The organism is Cellulosimicrobium cellulans, from assembly GCF_007679345.1.
Classification (GTDB): Bacteria; Actinomycetota; Actinomycetes; order Actinomycetales; family Cellulomonadaceae; genus Cellulomonas; species Cellulomonas cellulans_A.
Map to the genome: position 1 here is coordinate 136305 of NZ_VEGH01000001.1, position 15261 is coordinate 151565.

Annotated in this window: 15 protein-coding genes and 1 pseudogene; 11 read left to right on the plus strand and 5 right to left on the minus strand. The window is 77.1% G+C overall.

Annotated elements, in window-relative coordinates:
• Positions 1-2: 2 nt before the first annotated feature.
• Both FS882_RS00585 and FS882_RS00590 read right to left on the minus strand, forming a co-directional pair.
• Positions 3-431 (minus strand): hypothetical protein, encoded by a 429-nt coding sequence (locus tag FS882_RS00585; protein ID WP_158369780.1) that lies wholly within the window; start codon positions 429-431, stop codon positions 3-5.
• A 55-nt stretch (positions 432-486) separates the two neighbouring features.
• Entirely contained in the window at positions 487-1632 is a 1146-nt protein-coding gene (locus tag FS882_RS00590; protein WP_187365053.1) for a GNAT family N-acetyltransferase, read from the minus strand.
• Between the two features lie 541 nt (positions 1633-2173).
• On the opposite strand from FS882_RS00590, the gene FS882_RS00595 reads away from it, so the two are divergent.
• The 8 genes and pseudogenes from FS882_RS00595 to FS882_RS00630 all read left to right on the plus strand — a co-directional run bounded on the left by FS882_RS00595 (position 2174) and on the right by FS882_RS00630 (position 10465).
• Entirely contained in the window at positions 2174-2566 is a 393-nt protein-coding gene (locus tag FS882_RS00595) for a hypothetical protein (protein WP_158369785.1), read from the plus strand.
• Positions 2563-4005, plus strand: coding sequence for a transcriptional regulator (locus FS882_RS00600; protein WP_262347969.1), 1443 nt, complete (start codon positions 2563-2565; stop codon positions 4003-4005). Before FS882_RS00595 ends, FS882_RS00600 begins: the two co-directional genes overlap by 4 nt.
• 149 nt (positions 4006-4154) lie before the next feature.
• On the plus strand, positions 4155-5678 hold the full coding sequence (gene adh / locus FS882_RS00605; protein ID WP_158369787.1) for an aldehyde dehydrogenase: 1524 nt from the start codon (positions 4155-4157) through the stop codon (positions 5676-5678).
• Positions 5679-5731: 53 nt separating this feature from the next.
• Positions 5732-6127, plus strand: a complete 396-nt coding sequence (locus FS882_RS00610) for a DUF779 domain-containing protein (protein ID WP_158369789.1) — start codon at positions 5732-5734, stop codon at positions 6125-6127.
• Positions 6128-6318: 191 nt separating this feature from the next.
• A complete protein-coding gene (locus tag FS882_RS00615) occupies positions 6319-7920 on the plus strand; it encodes a flotillin family protein (protein WP_158369791.1) in 1602 nt (533 codons plus the stop codon).
• A 246-nt stretch (positions 7921-8166) separates the two neighbouring features.
• A pseudogene (locus tag FS882_RS21480) lies at positions 8167-8298 on the plus strand (DivIVA domain-containing protein); the annotation flags it as partial.
• Positions 8299-8494: 196 nt separating this feature from the next.
• The gene (locus FS882_RS00625; RefSeq protein WP_158369793.1) at positions 8495-9556 is read left to right on the plus strand and encodes an alpha/beta hydrolase; all 1062 of its coding nucleotides are present in this window, start codon (positions 8495-8497) and stop codon (positions 9554-9556) included.
• A 324-nt stretch (positions 9557-9880) separates the two neighbouring features.
• Positions 9881-10465, plus strand: a complete 585-nt coding sequence (locus FS882_RS00630) for a hypothetical protein (protein WP_158369795.1) — start codon at positions 9881-9883, stop codon at positions 10463-10465.
• Positions 10466-10520: 55 nt separating this feature from the next.
• Here the strand turns inward: FS882_RS00630 and FS882_RS00635 are convergent, their stop codons facing one another.
• Both FS882_RS00635 and FS882_RS00640 read right to left on the minus strand, forming a co-directional pair.
• Positions 10521-11198 carry a cation transporter gene (locus FS882_RS00635; protein WP_158369797.1) on the minus strand — a complete coding sequence of 226 codons (678 nt, stop codon included), beginning with the start codon at positions 11196-11198 and terminating at the stop codon, positions 10521-10523.
• Positions 11195-11524: an ArsR/SmtB family transcription factor gene (locus FS882_RS00640; RefSeq protein WP_147794496.1), complete on the minus strand. Its 330-nt coding sequence runs from the start codon at positions 11522-11524 to the stop codon at positions 11195-11197. The genes FS882_RS00635 and FS882_RS00640 overlap by 4 nt, the downstream gene beginning before the upstream one ends.
• Positions 11525-11606: 82 nt before the next feature.
• Between FS882_RS00640 and FS882_RS00645 the strand changes: the two genes are divergently transcribed.
• On the plus strand, positions 11607-12830 hold the full coding sequence (locus FS882_RS00645) for a saccharopine dehydrogenase family protein (RefSeq protein ID WP_158369799.1): 1224 nt from the start codon (positions 11607-11609) through the stop codon (positions 12828-12830).
• A 287-nt stretch (positions 12831-13117) separates the two neighbouring features.
• Here the strand turns inward: FS882_RS00645 and FS882_RS00650 are convergent, their stop codons facing one another.
• Complete coding sequence (locus FS882_RS00650; protein WP_158369801.1) at positions 13118-13750, minus strand: FMN-dependent NADH-azoreductase; 633 nt, start codon at positions 13748-13750, stop codon at positions 13118-13120.
• Positions 13751-13858: 108 nt separating this feature from the next.
• Here FS882_RS00650 and FS882_RS00655 point away from each other — a divergent pair, with 108 nt between their 5' ends.
• Both FS882_RS00655 and FS882_RS00660 read left to right on the plus strand, forming a co-directional pair.
• Positions 13859-14470, plus strand: coding sequence for a MarR family winged helix-turn-helix transcriptional regulator (locus FS882_RS00655; protein ID WP_158369803.1), 612 nt, complete (start codon positions 13859-13861; stop codon positions 14468-14470).
• A gap of 198 nt (positions 14471-14668) precedes the next feature.
• Positions 14669-15163 (plus strand): GNAT family N-acetyltransferase, encoded by a 495-nt coding sequence (locus FS882_RS00660; protein WP_158369805.1) that lies wholly within the window; start codon positions 14669-14671, stop codon positions 15161-15163.
• Positions 15164-15261 lie beyond the last annotated feature (98 nt).

A 15261-nucleotide genomic window follows, 5' to 3' on the forward strand; every position in this document is an offset into this window, starting at 1 on the left:
CGTCAGGCCCCGTCGCGACGCAGCGGGACGCCGAGGATCGTCGGCGGCGGCTCGGGGAGCGTGTCCAGCCCGTCGGGCACCGGCGGCAGCCCACCCTCGGGCTCGGGGCCGACCCACACGTGCCAGAGCCCGCCGTGCCGTGCCACCGTGCCCGGCGCCTCGACGTGCGTGCGGCGGCCGGCCCGGTCGACCTGGGCGCGCAGCCCGGCGGCGTGCGCGGCCGGCACGAAGCCGACGACCCGGTTCCGGCACACGACGACGACCGCGCCGTCCCGTCCCGCCTCCAGGACGACGTCGACGGGCACGGGACGGCCGGCGGCGCGCTCGACGCCGGTCAGCACCTGCGTCAGGGCGACCTGGAGCGCGCGGGCCTCGGCGGCGTGGAAGCCGGACGGGACCTCGGCGGCCACGACGGTGCGGCGGAGTCTCACGGCCCCAGCGTCCCACGCGGGCTCCCCCGCGGCGGCGCGCCCCCGGCCACCGGGGTCAGCCCGGGACCAGGCCCAGGCGGCGTGCGGCCGGCACCGCGCGGAGCACCGCGCCGGCCACGGGTCCGCCGGTGGCCACCAGCAGGTCGACGTGGGGGCGGGTCGACGGGAAGATGCGGGCCCCGGTCGCGTACCGGGCGTCGAACGCCGGGTCGAAGAACGGGGCGTCGGTGGTGGCGAGCAGGTACGTCATGTTCGCCACCCGCCCGATCGACCCCGGGCTGTACCGCCGGTGCGCCTCGGCGTACGCGTCGAGGAAGCCGAACCAGGCCGAACCCGACCGCAGCGCGTACCCCGTCCACAGGGTCGTGCCGCCCGCCGCCAGCCTGACGACCCGGAGGTCCTTGTCCCGCCGGAACCCGCCGACAACAGCGCGGAACCAGCGCTCGGCGACCGGGTCGAGGGCGAGCGCGGCGCCCCCGCGCCCGGCGTCCCCCTTCCAGCCGGCGACCTGCAGCGCGATGAAGTCGTCGTCCGCACGCGGGTCGTCGGTCACGTCGTGCAGCTCCACCGGTCCACCGGTCTCGCGGGCGAGCCCGCGGACGCCTCGGCGCATGTTCCGGCGCTCGTCGGTCGCCATGTGGTCCCAGGCGAGCGGCGGGTCGACGAGCGGCCCGGGGCCCTCGGGCACCTCCGGCACCGCGACCGCCGTCCGGGGCGCGAACGCCGCGACCTGCCGCCGGCGCTCCAGCACCGCCGCGCCGCCGGTCGCGACCACCTCGGCCAGCGCCCGCTCGACGGCCCCGCCGAGCGGCAGGTGCTGCAGCTGGAGCAGCCCCGGGAGCCCCGTCGACCGCGCCCCGCGCAGCAGCGCGCGGAGCGCCTCGACCTCCCGTCCCTCGCGGAGCAGGGGGTGGTGCCGGTCGGCGTGCCCCGTCATGAACGACCCACCCGTCGTCGCCGCGCGCAGCGGCAGCCGCGGGGCGAGCGGCTTCGTCGTCACCGCGAGCGCCGCCAGCCACTCGGGGCCGTCGTCGACGACGAGCACCCGGAGGTCCGCAGCCGCCCGCCCGCGGTCGCGCGCGGGCAGCAGGAACCGGGGGTCGAGGTAGACGTTCGGCTCGGCGGCGTGGTCGGCCAGCCGGTGCCAGGCCTCCGTCTCCGCGTCGGTCACGTCGTCGAGCGCGAGCAGCCTGGTCCGCACGGTGTCCTCCCCCTGGCACGCCCGGTCCCGGCGCGTCCGAGCGCGAGCGTAGGGAGGGTTTTGTCCTGTTTTGTGGGGTTTCCCGGGTGAACCCGTCGCTGACCGCGCGGACGGCATCGACCCCCCGGCCGCACCGTCGCGAGCGGCGGACGTGATGACCCTGCTCAGCGCCGCGGGGCCGGTCGCCGTCCGCGCGCACCCCCGGTCGAGGAGAGCACCGCGTTCCCCCGAACGGCGGACACCCGGTCGGCGCAGCGCCCCGGCACTCCCGGCCACCCCTCCGAGCGGCGCATCGCGGGCGAGCTCGCCCGGCACCGTCACCTCGGTCGGCTCGCGCGGCCGCGTCTCACCCGGAGAGCGGATCCCCCGACGCCGCCGAGACCGCGATGATGACGACGTGCACGCCGCGCCACCTCCTGTGCGCCCACGGTGGTCCTGGGCCCTCGTCCGGACCGTGGCTGCGGCGATGCTGATCGGCGAACGCCCACCCGGGCCAGCCAGGCCCCGCAGATCCCGAGCGCCCCGCGCCCGGCTCTCTGGATTGACGGTCGATCCGAGTGGCATCGCGTGGCGGACGTGGTGGGGCCGGCGCGGGTGGGTCGCCGCGCACCAGGTCGCCGCCGTCGCGGTGGTGGACTGCGCGCACTGGACCAACCCGTCCTACGTGCACCGATACGCAGTACTGCTGGACCGCGACGGCGGCCCCCTCCTGCGCGTCGCATCGACGGACGACCGCCGACGCCGCGCGGTGCTCGCGCCGCTCGCGGCCGCCGTCACGTACGAGACGACGGCCGCGAGTCAGGCCAAGGACTACCGCCGACGATGGCCGGAGGCGTTCGGCTGGGTGCACGCCCACACCGTCCTGACCGGCGTCGGCCTGTTCGGCGTGTGGTGCATCGCGGTCGCGATCGCCCAGCAGTCTTCCGGCGGATGACTATCGCCGCCCGCACCCTGGCGCCGCGGCGCCGCGCGGGCCACACTGGCCCCGCGACGACGACGTCGAGGGGGTGGGCCGTGCCGGGCGAGGAACCTGACCTGCTCCGCCCCGGCGCGCGGTCCCTCGCGGGGGGCCGCGCCCTGCACGCCGCGCACGAGCGGTTCCTCAGTACCGGGACCGTCAACGGGGTCCGGGCCGTGGTCGCCGACTCGTGGCGGCGCAGCCTGCGCAGCGGCGTCGACCCCGAGCGCCCGGCGCCTCCCGTGGCGCTCACCGACGCCGACCTGCGGTCCTACCGGTCGGAGCACCCGCTGCAGCACGCGCTGCCGGTGGTGCGCGGGCTGCTCCTCGACGCCGCGGTCACCGAGGGGTTCCTCGTCGCGCTGACCGACGCGGACGGCCGGCTGCTCTGGGTCGCCGGCGACGCGCGCGTGCGGCGGGCCGTCGAGGGAGTCGGGTTCGTCGAGGGCGCGGCGTGGGCCGAGGCGCACGCGGGGACGAACGCCCCCGGCACGGCGCTCGCCACCGGGCGCGACGTCCAGGTGCTCGGCGCCGAGCACTTCACCCGAGCGGTGCAGCCGTGGAGCTGCACCGCGGCGGTACTGCGGGACCCGACCGGCCAGGCGCTCGGCGCGCTCGACGTCACCGGCCGGGACGCGGCGGCGTCGGCGCTGATGCTCTCGCTGGTGCGGGCCACCGCCGCGGCCGTGGAGGCGGACCTGCGGGCCCGGGTCCTCGCGCGCGGGCCGGGACCGGCGGGCGGGACCGGGTGGCCGGGACCACCGGTGGTCGCGGGGTGGCCGGTCGGGGGTCCCGCAGCGCCCGCCGCCGCCCGGCTCGAGGTGCTCCGCCCCGGCTCCGGCGTGCTGCACAGCCCCGGCGCCCCCGCGCGCACCCTGTCGCTGCGGCACGCCGAGCTGCTGCTCCTGCTCGCCGAGCACCCCCGCGGCCTGCACGCCGACGAGCTCGCCGTGCTGCTGCACCCCGACGCGATGTCGGACGTCGCCGTGCGTGCCGAGGTGTCCCGGCTCCGTCGCGCTGCCGGGCCGCTGGTCGACCGGTCGCGGCCGTACCGGCTCGCCGGCCCGCTCGGCACCGACGTCGCGAGCGTCCGGCAGGCGCTGGCCGCGGGCGACGCGCGGGCGGCCATGGACCGGTACTCCGGGCCGGTGCTGCCGCGGTCGCGCGCGCCGGGCGTCGAGCAGGTGCGGGACGCCCTGGCGTCGGACGTCCGGGCCGCCGCGCTGCACGCCACCGACCCGGTCGTCCTGGAGCGCTGGCTCGACCGCGAGGAGGGCGCCGAGGACTGGCAGGCGTGGGAGCGCCTCGTCGCCGTGACGCCGCCCGGCTCCGCGGCGCACGCCCGCGCGGCCGGGCGCCTGGACCTGCTCGTGCGCCGGCTGGGCACGGGGCCGGCGGCGCATCCCTGGCGGTGATCGGCCGCCCGGGCACCGGCACCACCTGCGGTGCAACGCACCTGCAACCGTCGCCGACCTAGCGTCCGGGGCACGCGCCGCAACGAGGCGGCGCGCCCGGCCGCCACCGGCACCCCCGGACGGCCGGTCAGCCTGCACGGAGGGCGCACATGACCGTCTACGCAGCGCCGGGGCAGCCCGGCAGCCCCGCCACCTACCGCGAGCGCTACGACCACTGGATCGGCGGCGAGTTCGTCGCCCCCGCGTCCGGCCGCTACTTCGAGAACCCGTCGCCGGTGACGGGCCGCACGTTCACCGAGGTCGCCCGCGGCGACGCCGCCGACATCGACCGGGCGCTGGACGCCGCGCACGGCGCCGCGCGGTCCTGGGGGCGGACGTCCGCGACGGAGCGGGCCGTCATCCTCAACAAGATCGCCGACCGCATCGAGGACAACCTCGAGATGCTGGCCGTCGCCGAGACCTGGGAGAACGGCAAGCCGGTCCGCGAGACGCTGGCCGCCGACCTGCCGCTGGCCGTGGACCACTTCCGGTACTTCGCCGGGGCGGTCCGCGCGCAGGAGGGCTCGATCTCCGAGATCGACGCCGACACCATCGCGTACCACTTCCACGAGCCGCTGGGCGTCGTCGGGCAGATCATCCCGTGGAACTTCCCGCTGCTCATGGCCACCTGGAAGCTCGCCCCGGCGCTCGCCGCGGGGAACGCCGTGGTGATGAAGCCGGCCGAGCAGACGCCGGCGTCCATCCTGCTGCTGATGGAGCTGATCGCGGACCTGCTGCCCCCGGGCGTCGTCAACGTGGTCAACGGGTTCGGGGTCGAGGCGGGCAAGCCGCTCGCGTCCAGCCCGCGGATCCGGAAGATCGCGTTCACCGGCGAGACCACCACCGGGCGGCTGATCATGCAGTACGCCAGCCAGAACATCATCCCGGTGACCCTGGAGCTCGGCGGCAAGAGCCCGAACATCTTCTTCGAGGACGTCGCCCGCGAGAAGGACGACTACTACGACAAGGCGCTCGAGGGGTTCACGATGTTCGCCCTCAACCAGGGCGAGGTGTGCACCTGCCCGTCGCGCGCGCTGATCCAGGAGTCGATCTACGACGGCTTCCTCGCCGACGCCATCGCCCGCACCGAGGCGGTCAAGCAGGGCAACCCGCTCGACACCGAGACGATGATCGGCGCGCAGGCGTCCAACGACCAGCTCGAGAAGATCCTGTCCTACATCGACATCGGCAAGGCGGAGGGCGCCAAGGTGCTCACCGGCGGGACGCGGGCCGAGCTCGACGGCGACCTCGCCGGCGGGTACTACGTGACGCCGACGATCTTCGAGGGCAAGAACTCCATGCGGATCTTCCAGGAGGAGATCTTCGGCCCGGTCGTCGCGGTGACGTCGTTCTCCGACTACTCGGACGCGATCCACACGGCCAACGACACCCTGTACGGCCTGGGAGCCGGCGTGTGGTCCCGCGAGTCGGCGATCGCCTACCGCGCGGGCCGCGACATCGAGGCCGGGCGGGTGTGGACGAACTGCTACCACGCGTACCCGGCGGCGGCGGCGTTCGGCGGCTACAAGGGCTCGGGCGTCGGCCGCGAGAACCACAAGATGATGCTCGACCACTACCAGCAGACCAAGAACCTGCTGGTGTCCTACTCGGGCCAGAAGCTCGGGTTCTTCTGACCGGCACCCCGCGGGGCCCCGCACGCCCGGGGCCCCGCGGGCAGGGAGGCACGATGAGCAGGGTCGACCACACCCCGGCCGCCGCCGACATGCTGCGCCGGCTCCGGGACCAGCACGGGGAGCTGATGTTCCACCAGTCCGGGGGCTGCTGCGACGGGTCGTCGCCGATGTGCTACCCGGCGGGCGAGTTCCTCACAGGCGACGCCGACGTCCACCTGGGCGACCTCGAGGTCGACGACGACTTCGTCGTGCCGGTGTGGATGAGCCGCAGCCAGTTCGCGTACTGGCGGCACACCCACCTGACGATCGACGTGGTGCCCGGCCGTGGCGCGGGGTTCAGCCTGGAGGCCCCGGAGGGCGTCCGCTTCCTGATCCGCAGCCGCCTCCTGACGGACGAGGAGTGGGCGGCCGACGACGCGGAGACGGCGCTCCGGGTCGGGCCGGCGTAGCCGCGGGCGCGAGGTCGACGGTTCCGCACGACACGCCGCGGCGACACGCCGCTCTCCGGCGCGGAACCGTCGACCTCGGCGACGACGGGGTGATGCGTCAGCGAAACGGCTGACCGCGGGCTGTGCGTCCCCTTAGGGTCGGGGCAGCCCACCCGACCGACCGGCCCTCGCGGCCGTGCCCGAGGAGTCCCATGGAGCTCGCAGGAACTGCCCTGATCGTCGTGCTGGCGGTCGTCGTCGTGATCGCGGTCGCGATCGTCGGCGCGATCTACGCCAAGGTCCGGTTCAAGATCGCCACGCCCGACGAGGCGCTGATCATCACCGGCCGCAAGAGCGGCAAGCCGGTGATCAACCCCGAGACGGGCGACGAGACCACCGACCTGTCCGGCCAGCGGGTCGTGATCGGCGGCGGCACGTTCGTGAAGCCGATCTTCGAGCAGGTCGTCCGCCTGTCGCTGGCGTCGCAGAGCTTCCCGGTCGCCGCCGAGGACGCCACCACCAAGTCCGGCGTCGGCGTGACGCTGCGGTCGATCGCGGTCGTCAAGGTCGGCGGCACCGAGCGGATGGTGCGCGCGGCCGCGCAGCGGTTCGCGGGCCGCAGCCAGGAGCAGGTCATCGAGCAGCAGACCTCCGAGGTCCTCGTCGGCGTGCTCCGCACGATCGCCGGCACGCTGACCGTCGAGTCGATCCTCTACGAGCGCCAGGAGTTCTCGAAGGAGGTCAAGGACATCGCGGTGCCGATGCTGGCCGAGCGCGGCCTGATCCTGGAGAACTTCGAGATCCAGACCGTCGAGGACACCGGCGAGTACATCCGCAACCTCGGTCGCCCGCGCGCCGCCGCCGTCGCCCGCGACGCCGAGATCGCCGAGGCCCAGGCGCGGCAGGAGAGCACCGAGCGGTCGAACGAGGCCGCCGTGCAGATCGCCGAGTCGAACAAGGCGCTCGCGCTCCGCAACGCGACCATCGCGCAGGAGACCGCGACCGCCCAGGCCGACGCCGCCGCCGCCCAGGAGCGTGCGCAGGCCGAGGCGCAGCAGGAGGTCCTGATCCAGCAGGAGCAGGTGGCGCTGCGCCGCGCCGCCCTGCGCGAGCAGGAGCTGCAGACCGAGGTCCGCAAGCCGGCCGAGGCGCGCAAGTACGAGGCGGCCCAGGAGGCCGACGCCCGGAAGTACGCCGCCGAGCAGGAGGCCGAGGCGTTCAAGACCTCGGCGATCCGGAAGGCCGAGGCGGAGGCCCAGCGCACGACCGCGCAGGCCGACGCCGAGGCGTCCGCCGCCCGTGCCCGCGCCGAGGCCGCGCTGATCGAGCAGCAGCGGCGCGCGGAGGGCGCCCTGGCCATCGCCCGCGCCGAGGCCGACGGCATCCAGGCGCGCGGTGAGGCCGAGGCCGCCGCGGAGCGCGCCCAGGGCGAGGCCCGCGCCGCCGCGATCAAGGCGGAGTCCGACGCGTACCAGGCGTTCCCGGAGTCGGCGCGGCTGCAGATGGTGCTCGACGCGCTGCCGAAGCTCGCCCAGCCGTACGCCGACGCGCTCGGGACGATCGACGACATCACGATCATCGACAAGGACGGCGCCTCGCGGCTGCCCGGCCAGGTCTCGACGGGTGTGCAGGAGCTCGCGACGATGCTCAAGGCGCAGACGGGGATCGACCTGCTCGACCTGGTCCGCGGGCTGGGCGGCGGCTCGGCCCCGGCGGCGGGGCACGCCGTGCCGGCGCAGAGCCACGCGGCCGTCGCCCCGGTGCACGCCCCGGCCGACCGGCCCGCGGCCGGCGCCGACGGCACCGCGGACTGACCGGGCGCGCGGATGTCCTGGCTGACGAGGCTGCTCCGCGGGCCCGACGCGCCGATGCTCTCGGCGACGTCGGGGACCGCGGCCGGGAAGCCGACCAGCGGCGAGCCGGCTGGGGCCCCGAGCCGCGGGTCCGGCCTCACCGGTGCGCAGCTGCGCGCCCGGCTCGCCGCGACCCCGGTCACGACGTTCCGGGAGGGCTACGACCAGGGTGAGGTCGAGGAGTTCGCCGAGCGCGCCGCGGCTGCGCTGGACGGGACCGACGGGTCGCTCGCGCCCGAGGACGTGCTGAACCAGCGCTTCCAGGCGACGAAGTTCCGCGAGGGCTACGACCAGGACGCGATCGACGACCTGCTCGACGAGGTGGTCGTCGCGCTCCGCGCCCGCGGCTGACCGCCCGCGCCGACCGCCCGTCCCCGGCTCTCCCGGGGGCGGGCGGTTCGCCGCCGTGGGCCGCGACCCGGGGTTCAGTGGAAGGTTCTGCCGGACACGCCCCGGGCGTGTCCGGCAGAACCTTCCACTCGACGGCGGTCACGCCGAATGCTCAGCATGCTGAGGACCGCCTAGAGTGGGGGTCATGACCCGACGGACCACCTGGCTCACCCTCCGTGCGCTCGTGGGGCTCGCCCTGCTCGCCGCCCCCGCGTGGGTGCTCGCGACCGCCGGCGGTGCCGTCCCGCACCAGCACTGGACGCTCGGCGCGCTGCTCGCGGTGAGTGCGATCGCCGGGGTGGTCCTGCTCGTCGCGACGGCGCTGGCGTGGCACCGCGCCCGGCGGCGCGCGACGGCGTCTCACGCGGGCCCGTCGGCCGGCACCCGACGGCCGGACGTCACGAGCGCGACCGCCGCGTCGCCCCACGCCGAGCACGCCGCGGGCCCGGGCCCGGCGCGCCCCCGCGGCCGGCGCGTGCTGCGCGCCACCGGCGCCGGGGTCGGCCTCGCGCTGCTCGCCGTGCTCGCCGCCGGGACCGCGTGGCTGCGGCCGTTCCCCGCGACCGACACCGCGCTCGACGCCCTGCGCGGCGACGACGCCGTCGAGGTCCGGGAGTCGGCCGGCTGGTACGCGTTCGTCCCGCGCGGGGCCGAGCCGACGACCGGCCTGGTCTACTCCCCCGGCGCCCGGGTCGACGTCCGGGCGACCGCCGCCGTCCTGCGCCCGCTCGCCGAGGCCGGATACCTGGTCGTCGCCCTGAAGGAGCCCCTGGGCATCGCGCTCACCTCGCCGGGCCAGTCGGCGTCGGCGATGGCCGCGTTCGACGGTGTGGAGCGGTGGGCGGTCGGCGGGCACTCGCTCGGCGGTGTGGCGGCCTCGTCCTTCGCGGCCGCGCACGACGACGAGGTCGACGGCCTGCTGCTGCACGCGTCGTACCCGCTGGGCGACATGGCGGACGCGGACCTGGTCGTCGCGTCGGTGTCCGGCTCCGAGGACGGCCTGACCACGCCGGCCGACGTCGACGCGTCGCGTGCGAACCTGCCGGCCGCCACGACGTTCACCGAGGTCGACGGCGCGGTGCACGCGTTCTTCGCCGACTACGGCCCGCAGCCGGGCGACGGCACCCCGGCCGTCCCCCGCGCGCAGGCGCAGGCCGAGATCGTCGCCGCGAGCCTCGCCCTCCTCGACGGGGTCGCCGCCGGCTGACGCCCCCTCCGCCGCACCCGCGCGCAGCCCTCGGTCCCCGAGATCGCAGACGTCGCGGGGTTCCGGGACCGCGAACCCCGCAACAGCTGCGGCCTCGGCGGGTCCGCGCGCGGCCGCGCGAGCCCGCGCGTCAGGACGCCGGGGGCCGCGTCCAGCAGGCCCCGCATCCGGCACGCGAGGTGGCGCATGCGAGTGCGCCGGTGGCGCGACGTGCCCAGAGGCGCGACCGGCGCCCCGGCGCCCGCACGCCGTGACCCGCCCTCCGATCGGGTGACGTGCGCGGATGTCGCCCGCGTCGACGGGCGGCGGGCTAGCGTCGCCCGGGTGAGCGTCGCACTCCGGACCGCTGTCGCCGTGGCGCTCGCGCTGCCCGCCGCCGGGCTGGGCGGCGCCGCCGCGGCCGCCGCGCACTACGGGCTCGTGCAGCCGAGCGACGACGAGCTGCGCTCGGCGGCCGCCGAGGTCGTCCCCGAGGGGTTCACGGTGATCGATCCGCCGGTGGTCTCCGGTGCGTGGCCGCCGGCGTTCTACCGGGGTCAGGTGTTCAGCCACGCGCAGACGGACGCGGCGCCCGACCCCGTGGGGCTCACCGCCTCGCTGGCCGGCGACGGGTGGGAGGTGAGGGAGGTCGAGCCGAGCCTCGAGGGCGGGACGGAGGTGCACGCCGGGCGCGGCGGCGTCGAGGTCGTGGCGTCCCTCGACCCGCGGCCGGCCGCCCGGGGCGCGGACCTCGGCGTGAGCGTCCGGCGTGGCGATCCCGTGCCGTCGTACCCGGTGCTGGTCGGGGTGGGGCTCGCGGTCGGCGCGGCGGGCGGGGCGGTGGCCGGCGCGCGGCTCGGCGGGCGCCTGAGGACGCGACGGCAGCGCGAGTACGCCGCGTGGCGTCACCGGACGTACGGCGGCGGCTGAGCGTCGGCAGCGAACCCGACCAGGGCCGCGCGGCTGCACACCGACGTCCCGGGTGTCAGCAGCAGTCGTCGTCCTCGGTCCGGGCGTCCCCACCGACCAGCTCCGCCAGCGGCGTGCCGCACGCGTCGCCGCGCCAGGCCTCGACGCCCTCGCGCACCGCGAAGCCCGCGATCACCAGCGCCGCCACCGGGTCCGCCCACCACCAGCCGAGCGCGCCGTTGAGCAGCAGCCCGACGAGCAGCACCGCCGACAGGTACGAGCAGATCAGCGTCTGCCGGGAGTCGGCCACCGCTGACGCCGACCCGAGCTCCCGGCCGGTGCGCCGCTCGAACCAGGACAGCCCCGGCATGACGGCCAGGCTCACGGCCGCCAGCACGACCCCGACCGTCGAGTGCTCCGGCTCCCCCGCCCCCAGGAGCGCGCGGGCGGCGTCGACCGCGACGAACGCGGCGAGCCCGAAGAACGACACCGCGATCGCCCGCATCGCCGCCCGTTCGCGGGTCTCCGGGTCGCGCGCGGCGAACTGCCAGGCGACGGCGGCGGCGGACAGCACCTCGACCACCGAGTCCAGCCCGAATGCCACCAGCGCCGCCGACGACGCGGCCCCGCCGGCCGCCAGCGCGACCACGGCCTCCACGGCGTTGTAGGCGATCGTCGCGGCGACGACCAGGCGGATGCGCCGCTGCAGCACCGCGCGGCGGGCGGGGCCGAGGGACGGGGCGGCGGCGGTCACGCGCACGCGCAGTCGGGGCCGCAGCAGCCGGGGTCGACGGCGACGACGAGCGCGAGCAGGTCGCCGAGCGCCGGCGCCAGGTGGCCGTCGGCGAGCCGGTACCAGACCCGCCGACCGTCCGGGATCGCCTCGACGAGCCCGCAGCCACGCAGGCAGGCGAGCTGGTTCGACATGACCTGGCGGGACACGCCGAGCGCGTCGGCGAGGTCGGACGGGTACGCGGGCGCCTCGCGCAGCGCGAGCAGGATCCGCGCTCGGGTCTCGTCGGACAGCGCGTGGCCCAGCCGCGCGAGGGCGGCCGTGTGCGTGAGCGTCACCGTCTCCATGATCGTGAGAGTACAGCGAAACGTGTATCGCGGGAACGGCCCGCCGTGCGCCCGTCACGGGGACGGGCCTACGGTGCCGCGCATGGCCGACCGCGAGCACGACCTGGTCCTGCTGGGCGCGACGAGCTTCGTCGGCGCGCTGACTGCCGAGCACCTCGCCCACGCCGCCCCGACCTCCGCCCGGATCGCGCTGGCGGGCCGGGACCCGGAGCGGCTGGCCGCGGTGCGGCGCCGGCTGCCCGCGCGCGCCGCGGACTGGCCCCTGGTCGTCGTCGACGTCACGGACGCGCCCGCTCTGCGCCGGGTGGCCGGGTCGGCCACCGCCCTCGCCTCCACCGTCGGCCCCTACGGCCGCCACGGCCTGCCGGTGGTCGAGGCGTGCGCCGCCGCGGGCACGCACTACGCCGACCTGAGCGGTGAGCTGGCGTTCGTCCGGGCCGCCGTCGACGCCACCGACGTGTTGGCGCGCGCCACCGGCGCCCGGCTGGTGCACGCGTGCGGGTACGACTCGATCCCGTCCGACCTGGGCGTGCACCTGCTGCACCGGGCGGCGTCGGACGTGGGCGACGACGGTGGGCTCGGTGACGTGCAGGCCCTCGTCGCGGCGCGCGGCGGGGTGTCCGGCGGGACGGTGGCCTCGCTGCTCGGCGAGGCCGGGGCGGTGCGCACGGACCCGGCCGCGCGGCGGCTGCACGCCGACGCGCACGCGCTGTCCCCCGACCGCGCCGCGGAGCCGGGCACGCCCCAGCCGCGCCTGATGACCCCGCCCCACCGGGTGGCCGGGCGGTGGGCGGCGCCGTCGGTGATGGCGCCGCTCGACGCGCACGTGGTCCGGCGGTCGAACGCCCTGACCGGCTGGGCCTACGGCCGCGGGCTGCGGTACGCCGAGCACCTCGACGCCGGCCGCGGCCCCGCCGGGCTGCTGCGCGCCGCCGCGCTCACCGGGGCGACCGCGCTGGGCGCGGCCGCGCTCGCGCTGCCGCCGACCCGCGCGCTGGTCGAGCGCGCGCTGCCCGCCGCCGGCGACGGTCCGGACGCCGCGACCCGGGAGGCGGGCTGGTTCCGGCACCGGTTCCTCGCGACCTCCGCGTCCGGGCGCCGGTACGCGGCGCGGGTGCAGGCGTCCGGCGACCCGGGGTACGCCGCGACCGCGGTGATGCTGGGCGAGGCCGCGCTGGCGCTGGCGCTCGACGGGGCGGCGCTCCCCGACCGCGCGGGCTCGCTGACCCCGGCGACGGCGCTCGGCGACGCCCTGGTCGCCCGGCTGCGCGCCCGCGGCTTCCGGCTGGACGCGGTCTCCGTCTGAGCAGCGGGCGCGGCCGAGCCGCGCGACGGTGCCCCCGTCCGGTCGCGCGCGCCTGCACGCCGAGGACATCCGTCATGCCGGGACGGTGCCGGTCGGCCGGGGACCGCGGCGCCCGCGCGCGCCAGGCCGGTCCGCATGGACGCCACCGCCCCCCCTCGCCCCGCGGCCGCGCGCGCCTCGGCCGCCGACGTCGCTGCTCGGCGTCGAGGTGCCGGGGACGGACGGCATCGCCGCGGCGGCGGCCCTCCGCCGGGAGCGCTCGCCGCGCGGTCGGGAGCGCGCGGAGGTCAGCGCGCCGCGAGGGCCCGACCGGCCGCGGCGGCCGCCGCCTCGGCCTCCTTGCGCATGAGCGCCGCCGGCTCGGCCAGCGCGTCCATCGCCGGGTTCACGCCGACGAGGGTCAGCTCGCGCTCGATCACGGTGAGGTCCGCGCCCCACACCTCGCCGACGATCCGGCGCAGGTAGTCGATGCTGTGGTCCCAGCCGTGCTTCGGGGTGCCCGGCCCGTAGCCGCCGCCGCGGGTCACGATGAGCACGACCGGCTTGCCCGCGAGGTACGCGTCGCCCGGGGTGCCGCCCGCGATCGCGAGGTCGATCCAGGTCTTCACGTGCTGGGACACGCCCCAGTTGTAGAGCGGCAGCGCGAGCACGGCGGCGTCGGCAGCGCGGAGCTCGTCGGCCACCTCGACCGCGAGCGCCACGGCGGCGGCCTGCTCGGGCGTGCGCTGCTCGGCGGGCGTCCAGCCCGCGCCGACGGCCGTTGCCCACGCGTCGGCGGGCAGCGGCTGCTCGCCGAGGTGCCGGCGGACGACGGTCTCGTCGGGGCGCGCGGCCGCGAGCTCGGCGGTGACGAGGTCGGCGAGCGCGGTGCTCGCCGAGTTCGCGCCCTGGATGGAGGCGTCGATGCGCAGCACGGTCATGGGGACTCCCGGGGGGACGGCGCCGCCGGTACGCGACGCGGTGTTGAATGTTCAACACGCACCCTAGGTGGTCCGGTGTTGAATGTTCAAGTCCGGTACCATCGTGGCATGAGCCAGCGGGTCGAGGACGCCACCCCGTGGCTCTCCGACGCCCAGGTCGAGGGCTGGAAGGCCGTCGTCGCGCTCCTGACCACGCTGCCCGCGGCGCTCGATGCGCAGCTCAAGCGGGACTCCGGGATGAACCTCTACGAGTACAACGTGCTGGTCGCGCTGTCCGAGCGGCCGCAGGGCGAGATCCCGATGAGCGACCTCGCGCGCCTCACGCAGAGCTCACCGTCCCGGCTGTCGCACGCGGTCGGGCGTCTCGAGCAGGCGGGCTGGGTCACCCGCGGCTCGTGCGTGGCGGCCGGCAAGCGCACCAGCGCGCGGCTCACCGAGGGCGGCGAGGACCAGCTCCGGCGCGCGGCGCCGGGTCACGTCCGGGAGGTGCGCCGGCTGGTGGTCGACGCGCTCGGCCCGGACCGCATGGCGGCGCTCGGCGACGCGGCGCTCACCGTCGTCCGGCGGGCGGCGCCCGAGGTCGCGGACCTGCTGCCGGCCTGCACCGCCGCCGACACCACCGTCTCGGCCGCGGGCGCCGCGGCGGAGGCCGACGACGACACCGACGCACCCGCGGCAGCGGCGGGCACCCTCGGGGCCGGCGACGGCCGGGACGCCTGACCGCCACCGCCTGACCCGCCACCGCCTGACCCGCCACCGCCTGACCCGCCACCGCCTGACCGCCACCGCGTGACCCCGCCGCCCGGCCGGGCGGCCACCCGACCGCCCGGCCGCCCGCGGAGCCCGTCGCACCCGCGTGCTACGTTGCGCCGCGCGCACCCCGGGCGGGGTCGCGCGCACCGGGGAGGGACCAGCCGCATGACCACCACGTCCGACGCGTCCTACACGCTCGAGTCCGTCGACTGGGCCGATCCGCGCGCCGCTGCGCTGCGCGACGCGATGGACGCCGAGATGGGCGCGCGCTACGCGTCGGCCGGCCCGATGAGCGCCGCGGCGCACGCCGCCCTCACCGTCGACCCGGCCGCCGTCCGGCACGTCGTGCTCGCCGTCGACCACGACGGCACCCCGATCGGCCACGCCGCCCTGCGCGACCACGGCGGCGAGTGGGAGGTCAAGCGCGTCGTGGTGGCCGCCGGCCAGCGCGGCCGCGGGGTCGGGCGCGCGGTCATGTCCGAGGTCGAGCGGGTCGCGCGCGCCGCGGGCGCCGAGCGCGTGATCCTGCAGACGGGCGACCGCCAGCCGGAGGCCGAGGCGCTGTACGCCGCGCTGGGCTGGACCCGGATCCCGACCTACCCGCCGTACGACACCGCGCTGCCGCTGCAGTCCCGGTGCTACGAGAAGCGCCTGGCCTGACAGGACCGCCGGTCCGGCACCCGCCGGCCCGGTGCTCCGATCGGGTGAACACCCCCGCCCTACCCCGCAGGACGGCGCACCCCAGGGACGTTCGTCCC

Excerpts from the sequence above, each read along its gene's own strand:
- FS882_RS00625 (WP_158369793.1), top strand. The coding sequence starts at position 8,495 with ATGACCCGACGGACCACCTGGCTCACCCTCCGTGCGCTCGTGGGGCTC.
- FS882_RS00645 (WP_158369799.1), top strand. The coding sequence starts at position 11,607 with ATGGCCGACCGCGAGCACGACCTGGTCCTGCTGGGCGCGACGAGCTTC.
- FS882_RS00650 (WP_158369801.1), bottom strand. The coding sequence starts at position 13,750 with ATGACCGTGCTGCGCATCGACGCCTCCATCCAGGGCGCGAACTCGGCG.
- FS882_RS00615 (WP_158369791.1), top strand. The coding sequence starts at position 6,319 with ATGGAGCTCGCAGGAACTGCCCTGATCGTCGTGCTGGCGGTCGTCGTC.
- FS882_RS00660 (WP_158369805.1), top strand. The coding sequence starts at position 14,669 with ATGACCACCACGTCCGACGCGTCCTACACGCTCGAGTCCGTCGACTGG.
- FS882_RS00610 (WP_158369789.1), top strand. The coding sequence starts at position 5,732 with ATGAGCAGGGTCGACCACACCCCGGCCGCCGCCGACATGCTGCGCCGG.
- FS882_RS00655 (WP_158369803.1), top strand. The coding sequence starts at position 13,859 with ATGAGCCAGCGGGTCGAGGACGCCACCCCGTGGCTCTCCGACGCCCAG.
- FS882_RS00640 (WP_147794496.1), bottom strand. The coding sequence starts at position 11,524 with ATGGAGACGGTGACGCTCACGCACACGGCCGCCCTCGCGCGGCTGGGC.
- adh (WP_158369787.1), top strand. The coding sequence starts at position 4,155 with ATGACCGTCTACGCAGCGCCGGGGCAGCCCGGCAGCCCCGCCACCTAC.
- FS882_RS00600 (WP_262347969.1), top strand. The coding sequence starts at position 2,563 with ATGACTATCGCCGCCCGCACCCTGGCGCCGCGGCGCCGCGCGGGCCAC.